This window comes from Methylobacterium sp. (assembly GCF_028290105.1).
GTDB lineage: Bacteria > Pseudomonadota > Alphaproteobacteria > Rhizobiales > Beijerinckiaceae > Methylobacterium.
This window is the reverse complement of sequence record NZ_JAQGKL010000087.1, coordinates 1-22,656: the sequence shown is the minus strand read 5'-3', so window position 1 is coordinate 22,656 and position 22,656 is coordinate 1. Positions and strand designations below refer to the sequence as shown.

Annotated in this window: 29 protein-coding genes, 2 tRNA genes and 1 pseudogene; 18 read left to right on the top strand and 14 right to left on the bottom strand. The window is 68.7% G+C overall.

What is annotated here, in order from left to right; all coding sequences use genetic code 11:
* Window positions 1-163: Arm DNA-binding domain-containing protein (locus tag JWQ05_RS06930; RefSeq protein ID WP_299656579.1), on the bottom strand; the 163-nt coding region annotated here is incomplete at its 3' end.
* Between the two features lie 127 nt (window positions 164-290).
* Window positions 291-380: transfer RNA gene (locus JWQ05_RS06925), tRNA-Ser, on the bottom strand.
* A 235-nt stretch (window positions 381-615) separates the two neighbouring features.
* On the opposite strand from JWQ05_RS06925, the gene JWQ05_RS06920 reads away from it, so the two are divergent.
* From JWQ05_RS06920 to JWQ05_RS06875, 10 genes are all read left to right on the top strand, one after another.
* Window positions 616-1,677 (top strand): HD domain-containing phosphohydrolase, encoded by a 1,062-nt coding sequence (locus JWQ05_RS06920; protein WP_299656573.1) that lies wholly within the window; start codon window positions 616-618, stop codon window positions 1,675-1,677.
* A 252-nt stretch (window positions 1,678-1,929) separates the two neighbouring features.
* A complete protein-coding gene (locus tag JWQ05_RS06915) occupies window positions 1,930-2,397 on the top strand; it encodes a MarR family transcriptional regulator (RefSeq protein ID WP_299656570.1) in 468 nt (155 codons plus the stop codon).
* A 302-nt stretch (window positions 2,398-2,699) separates the two neighbouring features.
* Entirely contained in the window at window positions 2,700-3,158 is a 459-nt protein-coding gene (locus tag JWQ05_RS06910) for an NUDIX hydrolase (RefSeq protein WP_299656567.1), read from the top strand.
* A 236-nt stretch (window positions 3,159-3,394) separates the two neighbouring features.
* A tRNA-Thr gene (locus JWQ05_RS06905) sits at window positions 3,395-3,469 on the top strand.
* 278 nt (window positions 3,470-3,747) lie between these two features.
* Window positions 3,748-5,313, top strand: coding sequence for a chromosome partitioning protein ParA (locus JWQ05_RS06900; RefSeq protein ID WP_366944564.1), 1,566 nt, complete (start codon window positions 3,748-3,750; stop codon window positions 5,311-5,313).
* 55 nt (window positions 5,314-5,368) lie between these two features.
* Complete coding sequence (locus JWQ05_RS06895) at window positions 5,369-5,833, top strand: hypothetical protein (protein WP_299656561.1); 465 nt, start codon at window positions 5,369-5,371, stop codon at window positions 5,831-5,833.
* A gap of 59 nt (window positions 5,834-5,892) precedes the next feature.
* Complete coding sequence (locus tag JWQ05_RS06890; protein ID WP_299656558.1) at window positions 5,893-6,429, top strand: hypothetical protein; 537 nt, start codon at window positions 5,893-5,895, stop codon at window positions 6,427-6,429.
* Window positions 6,430-6,764: 335 nt separating this feature from the next.
* A complete protein-coding gene (locus JWQ05_RS06885) occupies window positions 6,765-8,492 on the top strand; it encodes an outer membrane beta-barrel protein (RefSeq protein WP_299656555.1) in 1,728 nt (575 codons plus the stop codon).
* Window positions 8,493-8,593: 101 nt separating this feature from the next.
* Window positions 8,594-9,004 carry a globin family protein gene (locus JWQ05_RS06880; RefSeq protein WP_299656552.1) on the top strand — a complete coding sequence of 137 codons (411 nt, stop codon included), beginning with the start codon at window positions 8,594-8,596 and terminating at the stop codon, window positions 9,002-9,004.
* A 144-nt stretch (window positions 9,005-9,148) separates the two neighbouring features.
* Window positions 9,149-9,376 (top strand): hypothetical protein, encoded by a 228-nt coding sequence (locus tag JWQ05_RS06875; protein WP_299656576.1) that lies wholly within the window; start codon window positions 9,149-9,151, stop codon window positions 9,374-9,376.
* Between the two features lie 59 nt (window positions 9,377-9,435).
* Here JWQ05_RS06875 and JWQ05_RS06870 read toward each other — a convergent pair whose 3' ends face one another.
* The 7 genes from JWQ05_RS06870 to JWQ05_RS06840 form a co-directional block, all read right to left on the bottom strand.
* Window positions 9,436-9,924 carry a YidB family protein gene (locus JWQ05_RS06870; protein ID WP_299656549.1) on the bottom strand — a complete coding sequence of 163 codons (489 nt, stop codon included), beginning with the start codon at window positions 9,922-9,924 and terminating at the stop codon, window positions 9,436-9,438.
* A gap of 131 nt (window positions 9,925-10,055) precedes the next feature.
* Window positions 10,056-10,439, bottom strand: coding sequence for a CsbD family protein (locus JWQ05_RS06865; RefSeq protein WP_299656546.1), 384 nt, complete (start codon window positions 10,437-10,439; stop codon window positions 10,056-10,058).
* Window positions 10,440-10,514: 75 nt separating this feature from the next.
* Window positions 10,515-10,718 (bottom strand): CsbD family protein, encoded by a 204-nt coding sequence (locus JWQ05_RS06860; RefSeq protein ID WP_299656543.1) that lies wholly within the window; start codon window positions 10,716-10,718, stop codon window positions 10,515-10,517.
* Window positions 10,719-10,793: 75 nt separating this feature from the next.
* Window positions 10,794-11,714 (bottom strand): PhnA-like protein, encoded by a 921-nt coding sequence (locus JWQ05_RS06855; RefSeq protein WP_299656540.1) that lies wholly within the window; start codon window positions 11,712-11,714, stop codon window positions 10,794-10,796.
* 166 nt (window positions 11,715-11,880) lie between these two features.
* Window positions 11,881-12,384 carry a CsbD family protein gene (locus JWQ05_RS06850; protein WP_299656537.1) on the bottom strand — a complete coding sequence of 168 codons (504 nt, stop codon included), beginning with the start codon at window positions 12,382-12,384 and terminating at the stop codon, window positions 11,881-11,883.
* A gap of 57 nt (window positions 12,385-12,441) precedes the next feature.
* Window positions 12,442-12,621, bottom strand: coding sequence for a CsbD family protein (locus JWQ05_RS06845; RefSeq protein ID WP_299656535.1), 180 nt, complete (start codon window positions 12,619-12,621; stop codon window positions 12,442-12,444).
* 86 nt (window positions 12,622-12,707) lie between these two features.
* Window positions 12,708-14,168: a helix-turn-helix transcriptional regulator gene (locus tag JWQ05_RS06840; protein ID WP_299656532.1), complete on the bottom strand. Its 1,461-nt coding sequence runs from the start codon at window positions 14,166-14,168 to the stop codon at window positions 12,708-12,710.
* Window positions 14,169-14,453: 285 nt separating this feature from the next.
* On the opposite strand from JWQ05_RS06840, the gene JWQ05_RS06835 reads away from it, so the two are divergent.
* The 4 genes from JWQ05_RS06835 (at window position 14,454) to JWQ05_RS06820 (ending at window position 16,744) form a co-directional block, all read left to right on the top strand.
* Window positions 14,454-15,044, top strand: a complete 591-nt coding sequence (locus JWQ05_RS06835) for a sigma-70 family RNA polymerase sigma factor (RefSeq protein ID WP_299656529.1) — start codon at window positions 14,454-14,456, stop codon at window positions 15,042-15,044.
* 137 nt (window positions 15,045-15,181) lie between these two features.
* Window positions 15,182-15,619, top strand: a complete 438-nt coding sequence (locus tag JWQ05_RS06830; RefSeq protein ID WP_299656526.1) for a PRC-barrel domain-containing protein — start codon at window positions 15,182-15,184, stop codon at window positions 15,617-15,619.
* 519 nt (window positions 15,620-16,138) lie between these two features.
* Complete coding sequence (locus tag JWQ05_RS06825; RefSeq protein WP_299656523.1) at window positions 16,139-16,402, top strand: hypothetical protein; 264 nt, start codon at window positions 16,139-16,141, stop codon at window positions 16,400-16,402.
* A 66-nt stretch (window positions 16,403-16,468) separates the two neighbouring features.
* Complete coding sequence (locus JWQ05_RS06820; RefSeq protein ID WP_299656520.1) at window positions 16,469-16,744, top strand: adenylosuccinate synthase; 276 nt, start codon at window positions 16,469-16,471, stop codon at window positions 16,742-16,744.
* A 17-nt stretch (window positions 16,745-16,761) separates the two neighbouring features.
* On the opposite strand, the gene JWQ05_RS06815 is transcribed toward JWQ05_RS06820, so the two are convergent.
* Genes JWQ05_RS06815 through JWQ05_RS06805 form a run of 3 tightly spaced genes read right to left on the bottom strand, consistent with a single transcriptional unit; the run spans window position 16,762 to window position 18,336 of the window.
* Window positions 16,762-17,448: an esterase gene (locus JWQ05_RS06815; RefSeq protein WP_299656517.1), complete on the bottom strand. Its 687-nt coding sequence runs from the start codon at window positions 17,446-17,448 to the stop codon at window positions 16,762-16,764.
* Between the two features lie 40 nt (window positions 17,449-17,488).
* A complete protein-coding gene (locus tag JWQ05_RS06810) occupies window positions 17,489-17,866 on the bottom strand; it encodes a nuclear transport factor 2 family protein (RefSeq protein ID WP_299656514.1) in 378 nt (125 codons plus the stop codon).
* 32 nt (window positions 17,867-17,898) lie between these two features.
* On the bottom strand, window positions 17,899-18,336 hold the full coding sequence (locus JWQ05_RS06805) for an OsmC family protein (protein ID WP_299656511.1): 438 nt from the start codon (window positions 18,334-18,336) through the stop codon (window positions 17,899-17,901).
* Between the two features lie 374 nt (window positions 18,337-18,710).
* Here JWQ05_RS06805 and JWQ05_RS06800 point away from each other — a divergent pair, with 374 nt between their 5' ends.
* The 4 genes and pseudogenes from JWQ05_RS06800 (at window position 18,711) to JWQ05_RS20730 (ending at window position 21,632) form a co-directional block, all read left to right on the top strand.
* Window positions 18,711-19,139: a PAS domain-containing protein gene (locus JWQ05_RS06800; RefSeq protein WP_299656508.1), complete on the top strand. Its 429-nt coding sequence runs from the start codon at window positions 18,711-18,713 to the stop codon at window positions 19,137-19,139.
* A 111-nt stretch (window positions 19,140-19,250) separates the two neighbouring features.
* On the top strand, window positions 19,251-20,501 hold the full coding sequence (frc, locus tag JWQ05_RS06795; protein WP_299656505.1) for a formyl-CoA transferase: 1,251 nt from the start codon (window positions 19,251-19,253) through the stop codon (window positions 20,499-20,501).
* A gap of 178 nt (window positions 20,502-20,679) precedes the next feature.
* Window positions 20,680-21,018 (top strand): annotated as a pseudogene (locus JWQ05_RS20735) (HPP family protein); the annotation flags it as partial.
* 77 nt (window positions 21,019-21,095) lie between these two features.
* Window positions 21,096-21,632, top strand: a complete 537-nt coding sequence (locus tag JWQ05_RS20730; protein WP_366944563.1) for a CBS domain-containing protein — start codon at window positions 21,096-21,098, stop codon at window positions 21,630-21,632.
* Window positions 21,633-21,709: 77 nt separating this feature from the next.
* Here JWQ05_RS20730 and JWQ05_RS06785 read toward each other — a convergent pair whose 3' ends face one another.
* Together JWQ05_RS06785 and JWQ05_RS06780 are read right to left on the bottom strand one after the other, a co-directional pair.
* Window positions 21,710-21,997, bottom strand: a complete 288-nt coding sequence (locus JWQ05_RS06785; protein ID WP_299656501.1) for a hypothetical protein — start codon at window positions 21,995-21,997, stop codon at window positions 21,710-21,712.
* A 104-nt stretch (window positions 21,998-22,101) separates the two neighbouring features.
* Window positions 22,102-22,656 (bottom strand): MFS transporter (locus tag JWQ05_RS06780; protein WP_299656498.1); only part of this gene is annotated, 555 nt, incomplete at its 5' end.

Here is a 22,656-nt window from a genome sequence, read left to right as displayed (position 1 = left end):
CCATTTCACGAGACTTGCCGCGCAGGGTGAACCGGAACACCCACGACTTCGCGCCCTTGCCGGTGACCTGCAGCCATAGGCCGCCACCGTCGCCGTACATGCCGGGCGTTTTCAGGCGTACCACGCCTAGAGCGGTCAGCTTTCCCTGCATCCGCTCACCCACGACGCTACCCACATCGTAAACGCGGATTTGCGCAAACGCCAGCGAACCACTGCGAAAGGCAGGAGCGGGAAACGTCAACGATTTCGGATGTTTAGAGGTCGGAGGCGAACTGTTACGAACAGGTATCTGGCGGAGAGGGGGGGATTCGAACCCCCGATGCCCTTGCAGGCATGCCGCATTTCGAGTGCGGTGCATTCAACCGCTCTGCCACCTCTCCGCAGAGGTGCCTCGTTGAGACGCCGGCTGCCTAACACGAATGCTGCGAATTTCACAAGCGGGCAGCGTCTCGGGAATGCCGAAATCCGGAGAGCCGGGACTAGGTCGGTGTTCGTCGCCACCGGGCCTGCCTTCAGGCTTGTTTAACCACGGCGGCGGCAGGGTGCGTGGGCGAGAGGCCGGACCGGCGGGTGCCATCGGGGTGCCATGCGGGATTTGGGCCTGGGATCCGATGGATGTCGCGGGATGCCGGTACGGCCTTGATCGTCGTCGTGGCCGGTTCGGCCTCCCTGCCGCTGCTCGAGGCGCTCGCGCCGCTGGCCTGCGCGACCCGGCTGGTGATCGGCCTTGCGGACGCGCCGGAGGCCTTGCGCGGGCAGGTCTGCGACCTCATCCTGATCGATGCGGGCGAGGCCGGGCACGGGGACGGCGTGCGGCTCGTCGCGTGTCTGCGCGATAGTCGGGACCATGCCCATACGCCGATCCTGATGCTCGCCGCCGGTGACGCGGCGACGGTCCGGCGCGAGGCGATCGCGGCGGGGGCCACCGACCTCATGGCGCGGCCCGTCGAGCCGCTGGACCTGATCACGCGGGTCGGCAACCTGATCGAACTCGCCCTGGTGCGGCGGGCGGCCGAGCATCAGACGCGGGCCATGGCCCGCACGGTGGAGCGCGCGGTCGCCGAGGCCGCCGCGCAGGAGCGCGAGATCATCCGCCGCCTGATGCTCGCCGCCGAGTTCCGCGACGACCAGGCCGGGGATCACCTCACCCGGGTCGCCGGCTGCGCGATCGCCATCGCGGAGGGGCTCGGCCTCTCGGAGGAGCAGGCCAACGACATCGCGCTCGCTTCGACCATGCACGACATCGGCAAGATCAGCATTCCCGACACGATCCTGATGAAGCCTGGCGCCCTGAGCGAGGCCGAGCGAGAGGAGATGAAGCAGCACGCCCTGCGGGGTTACCGCATGCTCAACGACAGTCCCTCGCATCTCCTGCAACTCGCCTCCGACATCGCGCTCACCCACCACGAGCGCTGGGACGGCGACGGGTATCCGCAGGGCCTGCGAGGCGCCGAGATCCCGCTCGCCGGACGGATCATCGCCGTGGCCGACGTGTTCGATGCCCTGATTTCCGAGCGGGTCTACAAGAAGGCCTGGCCGCCGGAGCAGGCGCGCCGGCACCTCGAGGCCCATGCCGGCAGCCATTTCGATCCCGATTGCGTGGCGGCCTTCGTCTCGCGCTGGACCGACATCCTCGTGCTGGTGGCCGAGCACCCGCCCGAGATCCAGGCCGCCTGAACCCCTCACACCTCCGGGCCCGGCCGCCGCGTCCGCTGGACCCGAACGCGCGTGGAGCTTGCGCGTCGTCGCGGATGTGCAACAGTCGTCGCTGACCGTGCGCCGCCGGTCCGCAATCGCGGCTGCGGCGAGAAAGGCATATACTGGAAGCACCTGCGTCCGCTATCGTCCGGGACCGGGCGGGCCCCGGGGGGGCTCTCGCCCGCAACCGCAGCAAGCGGCCGGCTTCGGGGATCAAGTGGCATGGCATGCATGGCAGACGCTCAGCGCGAGACGATGGCGCCCCTCACCGATCCGCTGCTCCTCGACAATCAGCTCTGTTACGCCCTCTACGCGGCCGCGCACCGGATGACGAAGTCCTATCGCCCGATGCTTGAGCGGATGGGGCTGACCTACCCGCAATACCTCGTGCTCCTCGTCCTGTGGGAAAACGACGGCATCACGGTCTCGGAGATCGGGCGCCGGCTGCGCCTCGATTCCGGCACGCTGACGCCGGTGCTCAAGCGTCTGGAGGGGGCCGGCTTCCTCCTGCGCAGCCGCCGGCGCTCGGACGAGCGCGAGGTCGAGATCGCGCTGACGCCGAAGGGCCGCGACCTGCGCGCCGAGGCAGCGGCCGTGCGCGAATCCGTGATGTGCCAGCTCAACCTGTCGGAGCCGGAGATCCAGGCCATGCGGGCGGACCTGAACGCCCTCATCGCCAATCTCAGTTCCGCCGTGTGAGCCCTTCGCCATGTCCGTCAGCGGCGTCGTCAGAGGGTCTATCCCAGGTCACGATATAAGTTTGCCGGGTAAGTTTCCCTTGAGCAGGCGTGACCATTGTCGCTAAGGCGGAGGCGGTTCCGGCCGAGCGCCGCTCGAACATCCCGACGCGGCGGCCGCCTCGGGCCCTCCGACTCCTGAAGGACTGCGCCAGACGTGGAAGCTGATCGATCGCGCCGGGTGCGGCCTGCCCTGACGCCAACCCACGGCGCGCGCATGCGAGGGCAGGACGAACCCGCGCGGCAGGCGGGCGTTCTGCATCCATGAGCGCGAATCTGGGCGACGCGGATCTGGCCCCACGGCGGCAGGTCGGGGCGCTGCCTTTCCGGCGCACGCCCGACGGCGGCTACATGATCCTCCTGGTGACGTCGCGCGAGAGCCGGCGCTGGGTCATCCCCAAGGGCTGGCCCATGAAGGGACGCAAGCCCTACGACGCAGCCGCGCGCGAGGCCTACGAGGAGGCGGGTCTCCTCGGCAACATCGGCAAGCGTCCGCTCGGATTCTACCTCTACGAAAAGCGCCTCAAGAGCCGCGACGCGGTCCTGTGCCAGGTGAAGGTGTTTCCGCTGGAGGTGCGCAAGCAGCTCAAGCACTGGCCCGAGCGTCATCAGCGCGAGGATCGCTGGTTCACCCCCTCCGATGCCGCGGAAGCCGTGGCCGAAGCGGGGCTCGCGGCCATCATCCGGGCCGCCTGCAAGCGCGAGACCGGGGCGCTCGCCTGAGCCTGGCGCCCATGCGCAGGAATCACGATTTTCGCGCAAGATCGAACGGCGCCAGAGGCTTGGCTCGCGTGCGAACCGCGGCTCGCGGCCGCCGGCATGTAGCCTCCGCGAACAATCCGGCCGCGTGGCGGGCAAAACCGACGAGATTTGCGGCGATGCGATTGCCAAGGGGGCCGTGATCGGCTAATTGCCCCTCCGTCCGGTCGCGAGGCCATCGCCGCCGCCGCGGACACGTTGCTGCTGTAGCTCAGTGGTAGAGCACCTCATTGGTAATGAGGAGGTCGACAGTTCAATCCTGTCCAGCAGCACCAGCATCTTCTCGAAATCCAGTTGAAGACCTCGGACAGGGCGAAGTTGCTTCTGATCCATGTTCTTTTGGGGTCCGGTGATCCGCGGCCGCTGAACTCCGGCCGCTTCGGCTCCGTGTGAATCGAGCGTGCACCCGCCTCGCCGAATAGGGTGTGGGCGAAAAACCATCCCTTAAAAAATCGCTAATGAGAACCGTCGCACGCAATTGACAGCGCGCGCAAAATGCAACCTTGATGGCGCTAGTTCGTGGTCGGTCCACGGATACTGGTGGGCCGCAGGAATGAACTGGATTTCACTTCGCAGATTTACCGCCGCCGAGAGTAAGCCCCAGCCTGCAAAGCTTGCGGACATCCCGCGTTCGGACGGACCGATGCTTGCGGCGCCATATATTGATGCCGGCGAGAAGGTGGAATACTTAGACCATCAGCCTAGTGCCGATGATCTTTCGCTCGACAGTCTCGGGCAGCATAACGAAGTTCTGCGCTTTCGCGTGGCGGAGATGTCGGAGCGCCTCGACGATCTGCAGTCGCTTCGGGCGGATTTCGCCGCATTGCTGGAGCCGATCGTCGCCATCACCGACGAATTGCCGCGCGCGAAGGTGCGGACGTCGGAACTCGAGGCCCTGCTCACCCTGGAACAGGGCAACGCGGCCACGCTCCGGCGCGACCTCGCCGACGTGACCGGCCGTCTCGCGGCGGCGACGAACGACGTTTCGGCTTCGAAGATCCAGCTCCAGCACCTGGAGACGAGCCTGCAGGCGCGCGACGCTGCGGCCGAGGAACTGCGCCTCGCCCTGCGCGACAAGACCCTGCAGGCGGAGAACCTCGAGCGACGCCTGTTTGCCGAGACCGAGCAGACCCGCGCTTTGCAGGGGGAGAGCAAGGCGCTTCGCGTCGAGGCCAAGGCGCTGGACCAGGCGCTCGCCCGCTCGGACAGCGAATTGCAGGATCTGCGCGAGAGCCGCCACGCCCTCGAACGCGACAACCTGCGGCTCCAGAACCTCAGCGAGACCCAGGCGGGGCAACTCGCCGAGCTGATCGCCCGGAGCCAGGAATTCGAGACCCAGGCCGAGGCCAGCCGTGTGGCGCTGCGCAACGCCGAGCAGCAACTGGCGGCCGAGATCGACGCGGCCCAGAAGGCCGAGGCGCAGTACGAGGCGGAGGTCGCCAACCATCGCACCGAGCGCGCGAGCCTCGCCATGCGGGTCGATGCGAGCACGAGCCGCCTCGCCACCACCGAGCAGATGCTGGCGCAGCTGCGCAACCAGCTGCGCGAACGCGACGAGGCCGGCCGCTCCGCCGAGCGCGGTCTCAAGGAAGCCTCGATCGAACGCGTCACCCTGGAGCGTCGGCTCGAGAGCGCCCAGTCGGACCTCGCCCGGCAGAACGAGCGCTTTCTCGAGATGCAGCGCGCGCGCTCCGAATTCGAGCACCGCTGCGAGATGCTCACCAAAGCCATGGCGGCCAAGGATGCGGCCCTCGAACAGGCGTTGGGCCGGGTCTCCAGCCTGTCGGACAGGATCGATCACCTCGTCCACCGCCAGGAGGTGGAGCGCGCCGATTTCGAGACCGTGAACCACCGGCTCGTCGAGGAGCTTCAGCATGAGCGCTCGGAGCGGAAACTCGCGCAGGGCGCCCTCGACATCGCCCGCGAGAGCCGGATCTCACTCCAAAAGCAGCACGAGGCGCTGAGGCGCTCCGCCCGAAACTTCGCCGGGGACGAGGCCGCTTCCCGCGCCGAGCAGGCGCCGGCGCCCGCCGAGCCCAGCAACGTCCGGCCGTTCGCCCCGGCCGGAAGGGCTCCGGCCACGACGACGGAGCCTTTCGACCGACCCACGACCGACTGAAGCCTTCATCGAATCGAGACGCGGCGCGGTGGAAGTCCTGCGCACGGAGCCAGACATGACCGAAACCACGCTGCGCGACCGGGAGCCATCCTCCGCCGGCGCTTGGCTGATGCGAAGCCTGCCAAGCCCGAGCCGCGGTCCGGGGTCGCCCGAGGCTCAGCCCCAGGATCAGCCGCGGGACAACGCCATCCGAAGCGTGCCCGACGCCCCGCCCAGCGGGCGGCGGGATTGGTCCGCCTCCCTCGACCTCATCCACGAGGCGACCGCCGCGATCCGCATCAGCGAGGAGCGCGCCAGCGAACTCGAGGAGGAACTCCAACGCACTGTGGCGCAGGCCCAGGAGCGCGCGGCGACGCTGGAGGCCCAGATCGCTGTCGCGCTGAACCGGGCGGAACTGGCGGAACGGCGCGCCGACGATGCCGAGGAGTGGCTCGCCCGCATGCACGACGCCGTGGTGAACGGCTTCAGCCGCAGGGAGACGCAGACCACGTCCGCGCATCCCGCCACCTCGGCCGCCTGAGGCCATCCCGAGAACGGGTCCACGCCGCCATGTCTTCCGCCAGCATGTCTTCCGCCAGCATGTCTTCCGCCGTCTCACCCACGATCCTCGCCGCGCCGGCGCCGATCCGGGTCCGCCATGACGACGGCGAGCCTCGTCAGCAGGAGTGGAGCGACGCCGGTCTGAACCAGACCCGGTCGCTGGTGCTCGTGCCCGGCGAGGCGAGCTCGCCCGCCTCCAATCTTGGGGCGACGACCCTGCGTCTGGTCGAACAGAGCATGGAGACGATTCAGGCTCTGCATCAGCGCGTGAACCTCATCTCGGCCCAGGCGCGCGATTTGATCCAGCGTACCCACCGGGAGCGTTCGGAGCAGCAGACGGAGCTGTGCCAGGCCCGATCGGAGGCCAACGAATGGCGGCGCCAGGCCATGGAGCTGGAACTCCGGATGCGCGAGGCGCAGTTGCGCGCCCGCGAGGCCGAGATGGGACGGCGGGAGGCGGAGCAGGTTGCGGGCGCCGCATTCCAACGCGCCCGCGCCGCCGAGGCCGAGGTCGCGAGCCTGGAAGCCTATCTCCGGAAGATCAGCGATTTCCTTCGCGAGAATGCCGCCCATTAGGGTTGTGCGGTTGGTTCGGTGGTCTTTCGGCCAGGGTCGCAAGACCGAACGGACCATTTGAGATCGCGCCGCGAAGGTGTTCGCGGCCGCCGCCGCCGACCACGCCGTCAACGAAGTCGTGAACAGTGCGGAAGGATTAAAATCCAACCTGAAAAAGACTTGTCGGTGCAATTGCTTGCTGAAATTCCGGGTGGAGGTTCCGCCTCCGGGCGCCGCGTTCCGGGTCCGCTGATCGCCTCGTCCGGCAGGTTGACGGCCCTTGTCACCGGGACGCTACAGACATTCCGCCGGTCGCGATCCAGGGTGTGGCCAACGCGTCGCGAAAGCTGAGAACCGTGCGGTCTGCCCTCCTTGCACTACCCCTTCTCGGCCTGAGCGCCGCCGCCGTCGCGGCGGACCTGCCGCGGGAGTCCCAGCCCCTCTCGGCGGCCCCGCCGTCGTTCACCTGGGCGGGCTTCTACGCGGGCGTCTTCTTCGGCTACGGCTCCCTCGACGAGAGTGGCACCCGGCGCTGCAGCGACCCACAGGGCGGGGCGGCTTGCGCTTCGTTCCCGGCACGCGCGCCCGGAGCCCGGGCGGACGATCTCTCGGCGGGCAGCGAGATCGGCTACAACCTCCCGGTCCTCCCGGGCTCCGGCCTCCTGATCGGCGCCGCGGCGGATTACCAGTCGACGCGCCTGCGCGGTTACGGCGAGAGCGAGGGCTTCCTGCCCGTCGTCCCCAATGGCCCCCCGGTCGCGGCGACCTACCATCTCGGCCAGCGTCTCGACGGGCTCGGCACGTTACGCGGCAAAATCGGCTACGCGTTCGACCGGCTGTTCGTCTACGGCACCGGCGGTCTGGCCTACGGCCAAGTCCGCATCGACGTCGACACCGCGTTCGGGGGCGACGCGATCCAGGCGCGGGGTCTCAATGGCGGATTTCGCCTCGGTTATGCGGCCGGCGCCGGCGCGGAATACGCGATCAGCCCGCACCTGTCGGTCAAGGCCGAGGGGCTCTATTACGACCTCGGCGAGCGCACGGTCTTCGATCGGGCGACCCTCGGCGGTTCGCTCTATGGCGGCACGATCGCCACGCACGGCTTTCTCGCGCGTGCGGGCCTGAACTACCGGTTCGGCGACGGCATTCCGGGCCTCGGCGTGCTCGACGACATCCGCAGCGTCCTCGACCCGGTGGCGTACACCCCCCTCCCGGCCTCGGACTGGGTGTTCGAGACCGGCGCGCGCTACTTCTACAGCACCGGCCGGTTCCGCTACCGGCTCGGCGCGCCCGGAAACGCCGCACAGACGAACTCGCAGCTGACCTATCGCAACGTCGGTGCGCATGCGACCGAGAGCTTCGTGCGCGTCGACCACACGCCGACGGGGCTGTTCGCCAAGGCGTTCATCGGTTCGGGCATCGTCACCTCCGGGCGCCAGACCGACGAAGATTTCGCTCCGGTGGCGCGGCCTTACTCGCGCACGTCATCGAAGATCACCGACGGCGATCTCGGCTACGCGGTCGTGGACGGCGGCTACGACCTGCTCGCCGGCGACACCTACAAGCTCGGCGCCTTCGCGGGGTACCAGTACGTCTCCGAGTTCATCGACGCCTTCGGCTGCGCGCAGCAGACGGGCGGCGCCTTCTGCACCCCGAGCGTGCCGACGGGCGTGAAGGTGTTCACGCAGGATGCGCATTGGCATGCCCTGCGGGTCGGGCTGGCCGGTGAACTGCGCTACGACCGCCTGAAGATCTCCGCGGAGGGCGCCTACCTGCCGGTCGCGGACCTCACGGGCTTCGACCATCACTGGCTGAGGTCGAGCATCAACCCGCTGCCGCAATCGGGGTCGGGCAGCGGCTACTTCCTGCAGGGGATGGTCTCCTACGACCTCACCCAGAAGATCAGCATCGGCGTCGGTGCCCGCTACTGGACGATGACGACGGACACCGGCCGTACCAAGTTCCCGCTGCTCGCAGGCAGCCCGACGAAGTACGAGAGCAGCCGGGCCGGCGCATTCGTGCAGGCTTCCTACCGGTTCACCGATACGAGTTTCGATCTCGGCTCCGTGCTGTCGCGGCCCTGACGCCCGCCTTCGAACAAGCTCGCTCTCCGGTCGGTTCCCGTGCGCAAGAGCCATGGGGGCCGGTGGCCCTCCGAGCATGGGCTCACGCGAGGGAAGGTTCGATGACACCGCGTCAGGTCACACTCGTTCAGGACAGCTTCGCCAAGGTCCGGCCGATCGCCGACACCGCCGCCGACCTCTTCTATGGACGCCTGTTCGAGATCGCGCCGCAGGTCCGCGCCATGTTCCCGGACGACATGCGCGAGCAGAAGAAGAAGCTGATGGCCATGCTCGGATTGGCGGTGACCAATCTCGACAAGCCCGACATGGTGGTGCCGGCGCTGCAGAATCTCGGCCGCCAGCACGTGGCCTTCGGAACGCGGGCCGCGCATTACCAGCCGGTCGGCGAAGCGTTGCTCTGGACCCTGGAGCGGGGGCTCGGGCCTGATTTCACGCCCGAACTGCGCGAGGCCTGGACCGAGACCTATACCCTCGTGTCGCGCGTGATGCAGGCCGCAGCGGCAGACGTTTGAGCTGGACCAGCATTGCCCCGGGGCCGGATTTTTCGTCGCGGGAACCCGCCCTGGCTCCAGCGGTTGCCGCTTCATTCTCGAAGAGCAGGATATCCCATGAAGAGCCTCACCAATTTGGCGGGCGCGACCGCGCTCGTGTCGCTGATGAGCCTGCCGGCCTTGGCGCAGGCCGGTTACCCCTACGAAGGTCGGCGCGGCGCCATCGTCCAGAACCAGCCGAACACCACCGGCAACAGCGGGGACCGGGTGATCTCCTACGGCGCCACCGGCGCTGATACGGTGACGACCAATTCCGCGGCCGGCGGCAACGCGAGCCGTCCGGAGCAGGCGTTTCCGAACGGCAGTGCCAATGGCGGCCCGGGTGGACGCTAGCACCCAACTCTGATCGGAGGCCGACGCGTCGGCGCGCCGGTCTCCGTTACGATTCAGCCTCAGGCTGGCCGGCGCCCGTCTATGGCGTAGCGGTCGATGGCCGAGGGGAGTTCGCTGGAGAGGCGAGAGAGCAGAGCGGCGCGGCTCAAACCCGTCTGCTGCGTCAGGTGGTCGAGGGTTTCGGGGCCGATCGCGCGCTCGAGGTCGGCCTCGGCGATGTCCCGATTGGGGCCCTGGTTGACCCAGGAGGTCGCCGTCTCGCCATGGCCGCCCTTGGTGAAGTGATCCACCAGTTCGCTGAGGCCGCTCGCGATCAGGCCGCCGACGCCGGCCGTTCCGACCCCGCCCAGAAGGGTGCCGAGATTTCCAAGGCCGCCGCTCACGCCGGTGCCACCGGACGAGGTGGTGTTCGGGATGCGGGGAACCGGGGCCGGCGTGGTATCCGCGCCATGGCCGCCGAGCAGTTCGGCGAGCTTGTCGCGGTTCTGGTAGCCGGCCACGGCCAGCAGGCCCAGCAGAGCCGTCATCGAGGGATAACCCTTGCTCATCGTCTATCCTTTCGGCCGTGGTCCGGCGGGGGAGGGGCCGGCATCGTCGCCGGCTGTGGCTGTGGACTGTCGTGGCGCCCCGGTGCGGGTGGACGCTCGCGGCGCGTGAACGCCGTGTCGAGGGGGTGAGTTCAGCGGCTCGGGCGTGCGAGCCAGCCGACCGCGAAGGCGACGGCCGCGAGGCCGAACAGGGCCGACATCCGGTTGTCGTCGGCGTAGCGGACGGCCCGCTTTCCGTAGACGGCGCCGCGCTTGCGGGCGTCGCGGGCGAGATCGCGGCCGTCCTCAATCAGGTTGCCGGCGCGGTCGCGCACCTCGTGAGCGAGATGACGCCCGTCATCGGCGAGATCCTCGGCCCGTTCACGGGCCTGGCCGTAGGCGTATTGCGCCCCGCCGGCCACCTGGTTCACGGCGCCGCGCACCTGACGGGCCGGGTCGCCGACGATGCCCCCGAGGGCGGTCTGGGCGCGGCCCTTCAGGTGACGGGACGCTCCACGAAACTGGTCGCGGTTCATGGGATTCTCCTTGACGTTCGAGCGAAATCGAGAGCGGGCGGGGCCGCGCTGGGCCAAGCCCCGCCGCGTCGGGCTTCAGTGCTTGCCGGTGACCTTGTCGACGACCGACTTCACGCCGTCCTTGGCCTCGCCGACGGTGCGCTGCGCCTCGCCCTTGAGCTCCTGGGCCTTGCCCTCGGCGACGAGCTTGTCGTTGCCGGTGACCTTGCCGACGCCTTCCTTGAGATTGCCGACGGCCTCGTTGGCGAGACCCTTCAGCTTATCGGTGGTGCTGCTCATGGTGATGCTCCTTCAGGTTGGACATTCAGTTCGGACAGGCCTGCCGGCCGGGTTCGACCGGCAGGGGTGGTGTGCTCAGACGCGGCGGGCGTCGTAGCGGTCGGTGAGGGTGGCGAGCGTCGGGGCGCCGAGGCGGCCGCCGAAGAAGCCGGCCAACGCGCCGAGGATCAGGGCGAGCGCGCCGTAGAAGGCGCCCTGCGTGGCGGCGGACTTCGCCGCGACGGCTGCGGCCTCGGCCTTCTGCTTGGCGGTGGCGACGGCCTCCTCGTACTGCTTGCGGTAGTCCTGGATCTGGGCCTTGGCCTGATCGGCCGGAATACCCTGCGCCTTGGCGAGAGCGTCGGCGGCGCGGTTCTCGGCCTGGGCCTTCTGGGCCGGGTCACCCGTGAACAGGGCGCGGATCGCGGCGACGGCGGCGTCCTTGGCGGCCTGCGGGTCCTGGCCGGCGGATTGCTGGCGGACCGACTTCTCGAGATCGTCGAGGGGGTTCGAGATCTGGGCGAGCGAGGGGGCTGCCGCCTGGGCCGCGGTCTTCACCGTGCCGCCGACGAGGGAACCCGCGCCGCCGAGGGTGCTGGTGACGCCGTTGAAGGCGCCGCCGATGAGGCCGCCCGCCGCCGAGGTCAGCAGGTACAGCACGACCAGAGTGGTGACCGCCCAGGAGACGAGGCCATGCAGGCCGGCCGCCCCGGTGATGGGTTTGCCCGAGAGGCGCCCGGCGATGAACCCGCCGGCGAGCGCGGCGACGATGCCGGACACGACGAACCAGAGACCCGCGCTCATCGAGAGGGTCGAGGCGGCCGGATTGTCGGCGGCCGTGGTGCCGACGCTGGAGAGGCCGACGCCGACGCCGACCATGTTGAGGATGACCTGGGTCACGAGCGCCGTGACGGCACCGGCGAAGATGGCACCCCACGAGACCTGGTTCAGCAGGACGGTGCGGGTGTCGACCGAGGCCGCGGCGGATGGGGTCGTGAGGATCGGGGAAGTAGACACGTTGAAACGCTCCGGGTGGTCGGTCGTCCGAGGAGTTCGGTAATCCGAAAGGTCGGTTGGGTCAGGCGAGCCGCGGCTCTGTCGCGGCCGTGGAGGCAAGCCGCGGCTCTGTCGCGGCCGTGGAGGCAGGCCGCGTCTCGGTCGCGGCCGTGCGGAAATCCGCGGCTCAGTCGCGGCCGTGGATGAGGAGGCCGAGGCCGTAGCCGAGGAGGCCCGCCACCAGCAGCGCCGCGACGGGGTGCTCGGCGACCTGGCTGGTCACTTCGCGGCCGCCCTGGCGAAGGTACCGGCCGCCGTTCTCGTAGGCGTCCTCGGCGGTGTCGTAGGCCTCGCGGCCGGCATGGCGCACGGAGCGCTCGGCGCGCTCGTAGGTGTCCTCGGCGGCACCCTTGGCCCGGCGGGCGTGATCCTCGACGTCGTTCGATCCGACGAGGTTGCCCACCGCGTCGCGGACCTTGCCGCCGATGTCGCGGGCGGTCTCGGCCACATGGTCGGCGGCGTCGCGCACGGTGTCCTTGGCCTGACCGTAGAGGTTCTCGGCGGCGCCCTGCGCCTCGCGGGCGCGGCCCTCGACGGAGTCCCGCTTCGAGCCCGTGAGGTCACCCACCGTGCCCTGCACCTTGCCGCCGAGTTCCTTCGCGGCGCCGGTGACGCGATCGATATCCACCATGATGTCTCTCCTTTTCGATGGGATGGGGTTGGGGTGTGGTGCGATGTGCGACCGGAGCTACGATTTCGACGCGGACTTCGGTTTCAGATCGGACTTCGTTGATTCCTGCTGTGCCTTGCCTTCGGCCTCGACCTTGCCGTCGCCGATCAGCTTGCCGATGGCCTCCTTGACCGACCCCTTGAGCTGGTCGGCCGGGCCAGCCTTCTCGACTGGGTCGGGAGTTTTCTGGGTGCTCATGAAAGTCTCCAACCAGCCGTGTCGATGTGTCAGGTGGTCAGGAAAGACCACGCATCAATAGTGCAGATGTACCAGTAGAGTGGTTTTTACGATCCAGGCGCGCTGATCGGAAAGCCGTTGTCGCGTCCCCAGATGATGGCCTCGGAGCGCTTGTGGACGTCGAGCTTCCGGTAGAGGGCGGCGGCGTGGTTACGGACGGTGTTCCGGGAGAGTTTCAGGCGCGTGGCGATGGCGTCGTCGTCGAGACCCTGGCAGATCAGGTCGAGGATCTGGCGCTCGCGAACCGTCATGTTCGGCGCCAGGCTCTCGGCGTGGTCGCCTCCCGGCTGGCGCAGGTTGGCGAGCTTCTCGATCAAGCCCCGGCTGAACCAAGATGTGTCGGCCATCACCGCCTCGATCGCCGCGAACAGGTCCCGCTCGCTGCGCTTGCGTTCGGTGATGTCCTGCAGGACCAGGAGCGCGAAGGCTTGCTCTCCGATCTCGACCCGTTCGGCGGAGACGAGGCAGTCGAGATTCGTGCCGTCCTCGTGACGCAGGCAGACCTCCAGCCCGAGCACGTAGCCGGTGCGCGCCACGGCGGTCTCGAACTTGATGCGGGCGGCGTCGTGCACCCAGAGGTCGAGGTCGGCCGGCGAGCGTCCCGCGACCTTGTCGGTTCCGTAGCCGAAGACGCGGGCGAAGGCTTCGTTCACGCCCGTGATGGCGAAGCTGTCGGCGCGCGCCAGCAGGGTCGGCACGGGGGTGAGCCGGAAGGCCTTGGCGAAGCGCTCCTCGCTCTGGCGCAAGGCCGTCTCGGCCTTCCGGCGAAGCTCCAGGTCGGCGAAGGTGAAGAGCATGCAGGGCTCGTCGCCGAGTTCCATCGGCTGGCCCGCGACGATGACGAACCGGGTATCCCCGTTGGGCAGGTCGAGGCAGGCCTCCATCTGCGGGATCGTGCCGCCTTCGTTCAGGCGGGAGATCGCGAGGTCGCGGCTGCGCGCGCCCGCCAGCACGTCGACCTCGTAGACGCTGCGCCCGATCACGCCGTCGCGGGTGTAGCCGGTCATCTCCAGGAAGCCGAGATTGACCTTGACGTGGCGCAGGTCGGAGAGTCGGCAGATCACGGCCGGGGCCGGGTTGGCGTTGAAGGTCTTCTCGAAGCGCTCTTCGGCCTCGAACTGCTCGGACACGTCCTTGAGGATGAGCGCCAGGCAGCTCGGCGTGCCGTCCCGGTCGGTGGCGACCAGGCTGCGCAGGGAGTGGACGAAGGCGACGTTGGGTTTGTCCGTGCGCGTCACCTCGACGATGACGTCGTGGAAGCTCTCGCCGGAGACCACCCGCTCGATGGGATATTGATTGGGCGTGCGGTTGTTGCGGTAGCGCAGGGCGAAGCGCTCGCGATAGGTGTCCACCGTCAAACCGAGTTCGTCGAGGGTCTCCGCGCCGTGCATCGCGAGCGCCGCCTCGTTGGCGTAGGCGATGGTCTGGTCGGGCTCGACCAGGATCACGCCTTCGCTGAGGCCGGCGATGATCTGCCGGAGCTCGTGTCTGTCGACGCCCACCGTCACTGTCGGACCACCTTCCACTCGCTCATCGAGGACCGAGCCGTAACAAATGCGTGCGGTGGCGGTTCCCGGTCTGATTGTCGAAAGACTGGTATATCCTGATCATTGACGTGAACGTGATCGACCAGCCAGAACCCTGTGCCTCGGGTGATCCGTCGATGTGCGGACGAGACGAAGCACTCTTCTGAAGAAGGCGATCGATCCCGCATGCTCCTGAATGAAACATCCGACGCACCCTCGGCGCACGAGGGTCTGCCACGTCATATCCAGGCGATGATCGGACAAAAGTTGGATGAGCTTTTCCCGAAGATCATCGAGGTCGACGCGAATTCCAGACTCGGCCAGGTTCTGCTTCGGCTCCAGGCCGCCCTGCTCGACGCACAGGTCGAAGGCCAGGTCTCATCGGGCTTCAGCGAGGCGCTCATCGCGGCGGTGCCCCGCCTGCGCCGCTTCGCGCACATGCGCACCGGCAACGCGTCGGAAGCCGACGACATGGTACAGGCAACTCTGCTGAAGGCCTGGGAGCACCGGGCCCGGTTCCAGGCGGACACCAACCTCATCGCCTGGCTGTTCACGATCCTGCGCAACACCCACCTGAACCATCGCAAGCGGCACTGGCGCGAGGTGGAGGACATCGACGGCGCGTTCGCCGCGTCCCTGAGCCAGCCCCCCGACCAGGAGCACCGGATCGGCCTTTCCGAGTTGCAGGCCGCCCTGAACGGCCTCACCCCGGAACATCGCGAGACCCTGCTCCTGGTGACGGTGGACGGCCTCGTCTACGAGGAAGCCGCCCTCGTCCTCGGGTGCCAGCCCGGCACCGTGAAGAGCCGGGTGAGCCGCGCGCGCGAACGCCTCGCGCTCGCCCTGGGCGTCGCCTGACGCGGCCGAGCCCCCCGCCCGCGACCGGTGAAACGCTCCATCGCGGACGCGTCCCGCACCTACCGTCCGTCATCAGCTCCATCCGGCGCGCCCGCCGGGGATGCTCGAGACTCCACACCCCGAACAGGATCGCATCCGTGACCAGACGTTTCCCGCTCGCCATCGCCGCCCTGCTCGCCGCCGGCTCGGCGGCCCTCGCACAGGAGCGGATCGCCGTCCCGGGCGAGCCGGCCAGGATCGATACCGATCTGCGTGTCCGCTTCGTCGCGCAGGTTCCGGACGACATCGTCGCCTCGAAACTGATCGGGCTCGGCATCCGGAACAGCGCCAACGAGACCATCGGCTCGGTCGCGGACGTGGTCTTCGACACCAAGCGCGCGATCAAGGCCTACGTGGTCAGCGTCGGTGGCTTCCTCGGGCTGAACGCGAAATACGTTGCCGTCGATCCGGAGACGCTGCGCTTGACGCGCAAGGACGACAAGACCCTCGACGCCGTCATCGAGACCGACAAGGACCAGCTCCGGGCCGCACCGGAATACATCTACCTCAACAGCGAGCCCAAGAAGGAACGATAGGTCGGGAGCGATCAGTCCAAAGAGATCGAATGGACCCGCCGCTTCCGCGCGTTGGCACCGACGCGGAACCCGCAGGGGGCGAAGGTCTGTGCCGATCCGGACCGGTGTCGCTCGCTCAAGCCAGTCCGCGACCGAGATAAGCCAACATGATCAGGCCAAGGATCAGCACGGCCAGGAGGACGTACTTCAACCGCAAGACGTGCCGGGTCCACCAGATGCCGCGCGGTGTCATCCTCGTCCCTTCGTTAGCCGGGGGCCGCCTCTTCGGCCGATCCCACGTTCCCCATCCTACCATGAACCGGCCACCCCTGCGCGCGGCGACGCCGCTGCTTGCCGGATGGGGCTGTGGTCCCGTCGAAGACGCTCTGGGCGAGGAGCGACGACGGCCCCGCGCGACGAACAGGGCAGATCCTGGGGAAGCGCCGACGCTCATCCGCCAAGGGCACGATCGGCTCGGCCGAACGTTTCCGTAGGTCCGCCCATCGAAAGCGCGGGCTCGGACCAGAGGAAACATCCCGGATGGCAGGCCAGACCGACGCCCTCAGCGACAAGGCCCTCTCGATCATCGCTTTCGCGGCCTATCACAGCCTGCTCAGCGGCGAGCGGGTCGCCTCCGTCATTCGCAAGGACGGGCACGGCCACGAGGCCGACCCGGACGGCGTCGCGGAACTCGCGGACAAGGGTCTCGCCACCAGCGACGACGCGCAGGTGTCCTTCACCGCCGAGGGGGAAGCGCTCGTCGATGCGGTCCTGTCCGGCATCCGGTCGGCGCGCACGCGTTAAGGCTCGGGGTTACGGCCGGGATGGGCGGATTGGGGCGGCGCTGCGCGGCCCGTTGCGGAGATCGAGATGGCGTTCAAGGCGAAATCAGCGTCCGAAACCAAGGCGGCCGACCTGGCCTCGGCGCTCATCCGGATCGCGGATCGAGGGCAGGCGCCTCTCTCCATCGGCGTCGACGAACTGCGCCAGGGCAATCCACGGCTGACGCCGCTCGCGGTCGGGCAGATGTTCCGCAAGCATCGCGATCTTCTCGAAGAGGCCTTGGCGGCGCGCGGCTACAGTCTCGTCGACTATGCCGACCAGGGCCCGGGCCGGGGTATGGCGTTCGAGATCGACGCTGGCTGACTTCGGGCGCTGAAGGGTCAGGCTTCGTCGCGCATCACGAGGTCCAGCGCCCGCGCCACCACGGCCGGGTCGTAGGCGTGCGGGCCGTCATATTCGATCGCCGTGACGTCATAGCCGGCCTGCTTCAACTGGGCGACGTGCACCCGCGCGCTGCGATCGATCGGGATCTGCTCGTCCCGCGTGCCGTGCGTGAGGACGATGCGCGGCGCGCCCGATTGCAGGTGGACCGACAGGAACCCCGCCGACGAGACCAGCAGGTCCGTGACCACGTGGCCGTTGGCGAGGCCGAGGGACAGGGTGTAGCTGCCGCCGTCCGAATGTCCCGCGAAGACGAGGCGGCCGGGGTCGAGGAGGAAGCGCGCGCCGACCTCCGCCAGCGCCGAATCGACCCGCTCCCGGTCGGGGCCGTGGCCGCCGATCACGAGGTCCCAGGTCGGGAACAGGGATTGGGGGGCGAGCAGCAGGAAGCGCCGCGCCTCCGCATGGGCGCGCAGCATCGGCAGGATCTTTTCCGCACTTCCGCCGCCGCCGTGGAAGAGCACCACCAGCGGCGTCGGCCGGCGCGGGTCGATCCCCTCCGGCACCAGCAGCAGGGCGTCCCGCTCGGGGAACAATCCGAGCGGGTGCAGCCCGGGCGGCAGCGGCGCTTTGGTCGGCAGCCGATGCGCGAAGGCGAGGCGCCCGGCGAGGTGAGGATCGATCATGCGGCAACCCGGTGCGTCGGTGAGGGCGAGGGTATGGCCGTCAGCCGGTCTTCTCGGGGGCGAGCGGCTTGATCTTCAGCTGGTCGATCAGCCAGCGCCATCCGCCCTCCGCGCTCAGCCTCGCGGTCTCGGCCGAGATGGTGCCGTTGGGCAGGCGCGCGAAGGTCATGGCGAGATCGCCGTTGCGGATCGCCGGCAGGGTCTCGGCGGCCGGAAAGTCCGAGCGGCGCGACAGCAGGTCGGCGTAGAAGGCCCGGATCTCGGCGTGACCCGTGGCCACCACCTTGCCGGCGGCCAGCACCGCGTCCGGCTCGTAGAGGGCCACCAGGCCCTCGACGTCGCCGGCATTGGCGCGTTCGTTGAACAGGCGGGCGAGATCCTCCGGCTCGTGGGCGCGGGTGCGATCGGGTGTCGTCATGGCTCGGGTCCTTTTCTGTGAGACGGAGAGGCTCAGGTCAGCAGCGTGCCGGCGCCGTCGCGCACCGACACCGTGACCGGGATGCCGGCGGCGACGCTCTCGGAGACGGTGCAGAAGCGCTGGAACTGCTCCAGCACCCGGTCGATGCGCGGCACCGCCTCGGCGCTCGCCCCGAGGGTGATGCCGACCGTGATGCCGGTGATGCGCAGGCGGTTCTCGGCGTTGCGGGTGACCTCGCACTGCGCTTCCGCGCGGATGCCGCCCGCCTCCTGCCGGTATTTGCCGAGCGCGAAGACGAGGCTGGCGCACAGGCAGTTGGCCACCGCGCTTACCAGGAGCTGCTCGGGGAAGGGCCCCGCGCCGTCGCCGATGGGGACGGCCTCGTCGACGAGGAGCTGCGGCAGGATTCCGCCGAAATCCACCGTGAACTTGTACCCCTCGATCTGCGTGATCGTGATGCTCGGGCCCATGGCGTTCTCCCCCTGCCGGTTCTGTTCGTGCCGCGACGCGCCCGCTGAACCGAGAACGTCGCCCGAGGGGCACCCGCTCCGTCGCGGCCGCCGACAATCCGGCTTCTTCGTCACCGGCGCCGACGGCCCGGACGATTGACTCCGCCGGCCTCTGTTGACACATTCCGGTCGTTGGCATACCAAATACCAACGACGGAAACAGAGAAAAAGCAAGTCGCCACAAGGCGCGCTCTCGCCAACACAAGTCCTCGTCACGACACAAGTCCTCGCAACGCCGCCGGACAGGTCTCGGCCTGACGGAGAACGCAAGGGTATTCCATGCCGATGGAGAACCAGAGCCGCACGCGGAGAGCCGGAGCGCAGGCAGCGCGCTCATGACCGCGGGAATCGATTTCGCCGAACTGGTCGCCTCGGTCGGGGACGCCGTCGTGGTGTCCGATCCGGACGGCGCGATCACCGTCTGGAACCCGGCCGCGACCCGCATCTTCGGCTACGCGGCGGAGGAGGCGATCGGCCAGTCCCTCGATCTCATCACCCCGGAGCGCCAGCGCCGGCGCCACTGGGACGGCTACGCCAAGACCATGCGCACGGGGGTGACCAAGTACGGCGCCGACGTGCTGCGGGTGCCGGCGGTCCACAAGGACGGCCACGCCCTCTCCATCGCCTTCACCGTCGGGTTGCTGCACGGCCCCGACGACCAAGTCACCGGCATCGCCGCGATCATCCGCGACGAGACCCAGCGCTGGAACGACGAGCGCGACCTGCGCCGGCGCCTCGCGGAGCTCGAATCCCGCGTCGCCTGAGGGCGCCGCGCCGGACCCCAAGCCGACCACCGGCTGACCCAAGAACCCGACCGTAAACGGGCAAGTCCTTTCCTTAGACCAATCGCCTCAACCGACAGGGAGAACGCCACGATGAGCAAGCCGCTCGAGGGTATCAAGATCATCGATTTCACGCACGTCCAGGCCGGCCCGGCCTGCACGCAGCTCCTCGCCTGGTTCGGCGCCGACGTGATCAAGGTCGAGCGTCCCGGTTCCGGCGACGTGACGCGTACGCAGCTTCGCCACGTCGAGGATGCCGACGCGCTCTACTTCACCATGCTCAACTCCAACAAGCGTTCGCTGACGCTGGACACCAAGACCCCCGAAGGCAAGGAAGTCCTCGAGAACCTGATCAAGCAGTCCGACGTCATGGTCGAGAATTTCGGCCCCGGCGCGCTCGACCGCATGGGCTTCTCCTGGGCCCGCATCCAGGAGCTCAACACGGGCATGATCCTGGCCTCCGTGAAGGGCTTCTCGGACGGCCACCACTACGAGGACCTGAAGGTCTACGAGAACGTGGCGCAATGCGCCGGTGGTGCCGCCTCCACCACGGGCTTCTGGGACGGCCCGCCCACCGTCAGCGCCGCGGCGCTGGGGGATTCCAACACCGGCATGCACCTGGCGATCGGCATCCTCACGGCGCTCCACCAGAAGAACAAGACCGGCAAGGGCCAGAAGGTCGCCGTCTCCATGCAGGATTCGGTGCTCAACCTCTGCCGCGTCAAGCTGCGCGACCAGCAGCGCCTCGATGCGCTGGGCTATCTCGAGGAATACCCCCAGTACCCGCACGGCGAGTTCACGGACGTGGTGCCGCGCGGCGGCAACGCGGGCGGCGGCGGCCAGCCGGGCTGGGTGCTGAAGTGCAAGGGCTGGGAGACCGACCCGAACGCCTACATCTACTTCACCATCCAGGGCCATGCCTGGGCGCCGATCTGCAAGGTTCTCGGCCGTGAGGAGTGGATCGAGGATCCGGCCTACAACACGGCCCGGGCCCGCCAGGACAAGATCATGGACATCTTCGGCATCATCGAGGAGTGGCTCGCCGACAAGACCAAGTTCGAGGCCGTCGACATCCTGCGCAAGTTCGACATCCCGTGCTCGCCGGTGCTGTCGATGAAGGAACTGTCCGTCGATCCGTCCCTGCGCGCCAGCGGCACCATCGTCGAGGTGCCGCATCCGAAGCTCGGCTCGTACCTGACGGTCGGAAGCCCGATCAAGTTCTCGGACATGCCGGTGGAGGTGAAGGCCTCGCCCCTGCTCGGCGAGCACACCGACGAGGTCCTGCTCGACCTCGGCTACACCCAGCAGCAGATCGAGCGCCTGCACCAGGCCCGCGCCGTCTGAGATGGATGCGACGCGGCGGGCACCCGTGCCCGCCACAGGCTGAACACCACGGCGCGCCGAAAGGCGCGCCGTCTTCTTTTGGCGGTGGGCGGGCTTGTCCTCGGCGTCCAGCCTGAGGCATGGCGGCTGGGATCCGCCCGGGTGCGCCTCCGGTCTCGAGCGCGAGGGCGATCCTCCGATGCGGATCTCCCTGCGACCCCTGATCCTCGAAGCCGCGCCCTTGAGCGCGCGAGCGCCCGCGCGCGGCCGGTGGGGCGCTCATCGGCATCCTCGCCACCGGGCTGGTCTGCCGCGCCGCGCTCGGGGCCGAGACGGCCCTGCCGATCCTGATCGCGCCGATGGGCGCCTCGGCCGTCCTGCTCTTCGCGGTGCCGGCGAGCCCCTGGCGCAGCCCTGGTCGATCCTCGGCGGCAACGTGGTCTCGGCCTTCGTCGGCGTCGCGGCAGCGCTCCTGCTGCCCGATCCGTTCATCTCCCTCGCCATCGCCATCAGCGTCGCGATCCCGCTGAGGATGGGTGTGCGCTGCCTTCATCCGCCGGGCGGCGCCGTGCCGTTGATGGCGGTGCACCGATCCAGGGCCTCGGATACGGCTTCGTGCTTAGGCCGGTCGCCGCGAACTCGCTGCTGCTGCTCACCGTGGCGCTGCTGTTCAACAATCTCACCGGGCGCGCCGGCCCGCACGTCCTGCCGAAGTCGCCGGCCAACCACGGCACCGGCGACCCGCTCCCCTCGGCCCGCGCCGGCGTCACGGCCTCGGACATCGATGCGGTGCTCGAGGATTTCGACCAGGTCTCCGATGTCCGCCGGACCGACCTCGAGGCGATCCTGCTGCAGGTGCAGCTCCATTCCGACCGGCGCCGCTCGGGCCAGGCGACCTGCGCGGAGATCATGTCCCGCGAGGTCGTCGCCATCGGATCGGAAGCGCCCCTGCGCGAGGCCCTCGACCTCCTGCGCCGGCACCACATCGAGGCCCTGCCGGTGACGGACGAACGCGCCCGCGTCCTCGGCATCGTCACCCAGACCGACCTCGTGGTCGAACTCCTCGCCGACGCCGCTGGGCGGCCCGTGCCCCCGCCCTCGGGGCATGCCGGGCCGAGATCCGGGTTTCATCCGGTGGGCGCACGGCTGTAAACGTCGGCAACCGTGTGAGTGCCCATGTTCCTCTCCACAAGCGGGGGGAACCGAGCACAATGCGACCGTCTCTCGGTTCAGGCCATGAGGTCGTTCGGGTCGACCGTTCTGTCGTCTTCGACGTGGGCGCCCCCGGCGCTTTCGGCCACCGGCACCTCGGCGGGCAGCCAACCGCTGAACGGGTCCAGCGCGTCCGGCTCCGCCGATCGGTACCAGCGCCAGAGCTGATCCGCTGCGCTCAGGGCGTACCAGCGCCCCGGCCGGCCCTCCGCCAGGATCGGGCCGAGCGTGCGGTGATGGAGCCAGATCCGCGCAGCGTTCTGCGGGGCCGTGCGCATCGGGCGCCACGGAGCCGTCGGCGTCATCGCGTCAGTCCAGGTGTCGAGGGACGTTGAAACGGGCGCGGGGGCCTGGACATGGCGTCCGGCCCCCGCGTGTTCGACAGGATGCTGGCCGCGTCAGCGTTGGATCACGCCGCGACGACGCGGGGGGCGGGCTTGGTCTCGTCGGAGACCGCGAGCGCCTGGGCCACGACCCGCTTGCGCCAGGGCTTCAGCACCGCGATGGCGAGGAGCGAGGCCAGGACGTTGGCGCCGGCCGCCACCAGGAACACGCCGTCCCAGCTGTTGGTGGCCTGCTGCAGGTAGTTCGCCACCGGCACGAGGAGGGCCGCCGTGCCCTTTGCGGTGTAGAGCAGGCCCGCGTTGGTGGCGGCGAACTTGGTGCCGAAGGTGTCCGTGCAGGTCGAGGGGAAGAGTGAGTAGATCTCACCCCAGGCGAAGAACACGAAGCCCGAGAGCAGCACGAACCACAGCGGGTCATGGCCCCAGAGGTAGAGCATGTAGATGCCGAAGCCTTCCATGGCGAAGGCGATGAACATGGTGTTCTCGCGGCCGATCTTGTCCGAGACCCAGCCGAAGAACGGACGGGTCAGGCCGTTGAGCACCCGGTCGATGGTGGCCGCGAAGGTGATCGCCACCATGGTGATGCCCATGATCGTGACGGGCACCTTGTCGACGCCGAT

Bases quoted from the DNA above. Each gene is read 5' to 3' on its own strand.
- JWQ05_RS06920 (WP_299656573.1), top strand. From the start codon at position 616: ATGTCGCGGGATGCCGGTACGGCCTTGATCGTCGTCGTGGCCGGTTCG.
- JWQ05_RS06915 (WP_299656570.1), top strand. From the start codon at position 1,930: ATGGCAGACGCTCAGCGCGAGACGATGGCGCCCCTCACCGATCCGCTG.
- JWQ05_RS06910 (WP_299656567.1), top strand. From the start codon at position 2,700: ATGAGCGCGAATCTGGGCGACGCGGATCTGGCCCCACGGCGGCAGGTC.
- JWQ05_RS06900 (WP_366944564.1), top strand. From the start codon at position 3,748: ATGAACTGGATTTCACTTCGCAGATTTACCGCCGCCGAGAGTAAGCCC.
- JWQ05_RS06895 (WP_299656561.1), top strand. From the start codon at position 5,369: ATGACCGAAACCACGCTGCGCGACCGGGAGCCATCCTCCGCCGGCGCT.
- JWQ05_RS06890 (WP_299656558.1), top strand. From the start codon at position 5,893: ATGTCTTCCGCCGTCTCACCCACGATCCTCGCCGCGCCGGCGCCGATC.
- JWQ05_RS06880 (WP_299656552.1), top strand. From the start codon at position 8,594: ATGACACCGCGTCAGGTCACACTCGTTCAGGACAGCTTCGCCAAGGTC.
- JWQ05_RS06875 (WP_299656576.1), top strand. From the start codon at position 9,149: ATGAGCCTGCCGGCCTTGGCGCAGGCCGGTTACCCCTACGAAGGTCGG.
- JWQ05_RS06870 (WP_299656549.1), bottom strand. From the start codon at position 9,924: ATGAGCAAGGGTTATCCCTCGATGACGGCTCTGCTGGGCCTGCTGGCC.
- JWQ05_RS06865 (WP_299656546.1), bottom strand. From the start codon at position 10,439: ATGAACCGCGACCAGTTTCGTGGAGCGTCCCGTCACCTGAAGGGCCGC.
- JWQ05_RS06860 (WP_299656543.1), bottom strand. From the start codon at position 10,718: ATGAGCAGCACCACCGATAAGCTGAAGGGTCTCGCCAACGAGGCCGTC.
- JWQ05_RS06850 (WP_299656537.1), bottom strand. From the start codon at position 12,384: ATGGTGGATATCGATCGCGTCACCGGCGCCGCGAAGGAACTCGGCGGC.
- JWQ05_RS06845 (WP_299656535.1), bottom strand. From the start codon at position 12,621: ATGAGCACCCAGAAAACTCCCGACCCAGTCGAGAAGGCTGGCCCGGCC.
- JWQ05_RS06825 (WP_299656523.1), top strand. From the start codon at position 16,139: ATGGCAGGCCAGACCGACGCCCTCAGCGACAAGGCCCTCTCGATCATC.
- JWQ05_RS06820 (WP_299656520.1), top strand. From the start codon at position 16,469: ATGGCGTTCAAGGCGAAATCAGCGTCCGAAACCAAGGCGGCCGACCTG.
- JWQ05_RS06815 (WP_299656517.1), bottom strand. From the start codon at position 17,448: ATGATCGATCCTCACCTCGCCGGGCGCCTCGCCTTCGCGCATCGGCTG.
- JWQ05_RS06810 (WP_299656514.1), bottom strand. From the start codon at position 17,866: ATGACGACACCCGATCGCACCCGCGCCCACGAGCCGGAGGATCTCGCC.
- JWQ05_RS06805 (WP_299656511.1), bottom strand. From the start codon at position 18,336: ATGGGCCCGAGCATCACGATCACGCAGATCGAGGGGTACAAGTTCACG.
- JWQ05_RS06800 (WP_299656508.1), top strand. From the start codon at position 18,711: ATGACCGCGGGAATCGATTTCGCCGAACTGGTCGCCTCGGTCGGGGAC.
- frc (WP_299656505.1), top strand. From the start codon at position 19,251: ATGAGCAAGCCGCTCGAGGGTATCAAGATCATCGATTTCACGCACGTC.
- JWQ05_RS06785 (WP_299656501.1), bottom strand. From the start codon at position 21,997: ATGACGCCGACGGCTCCGTGGCGCCCGATGCGCACGGCCCCGCAGAAC.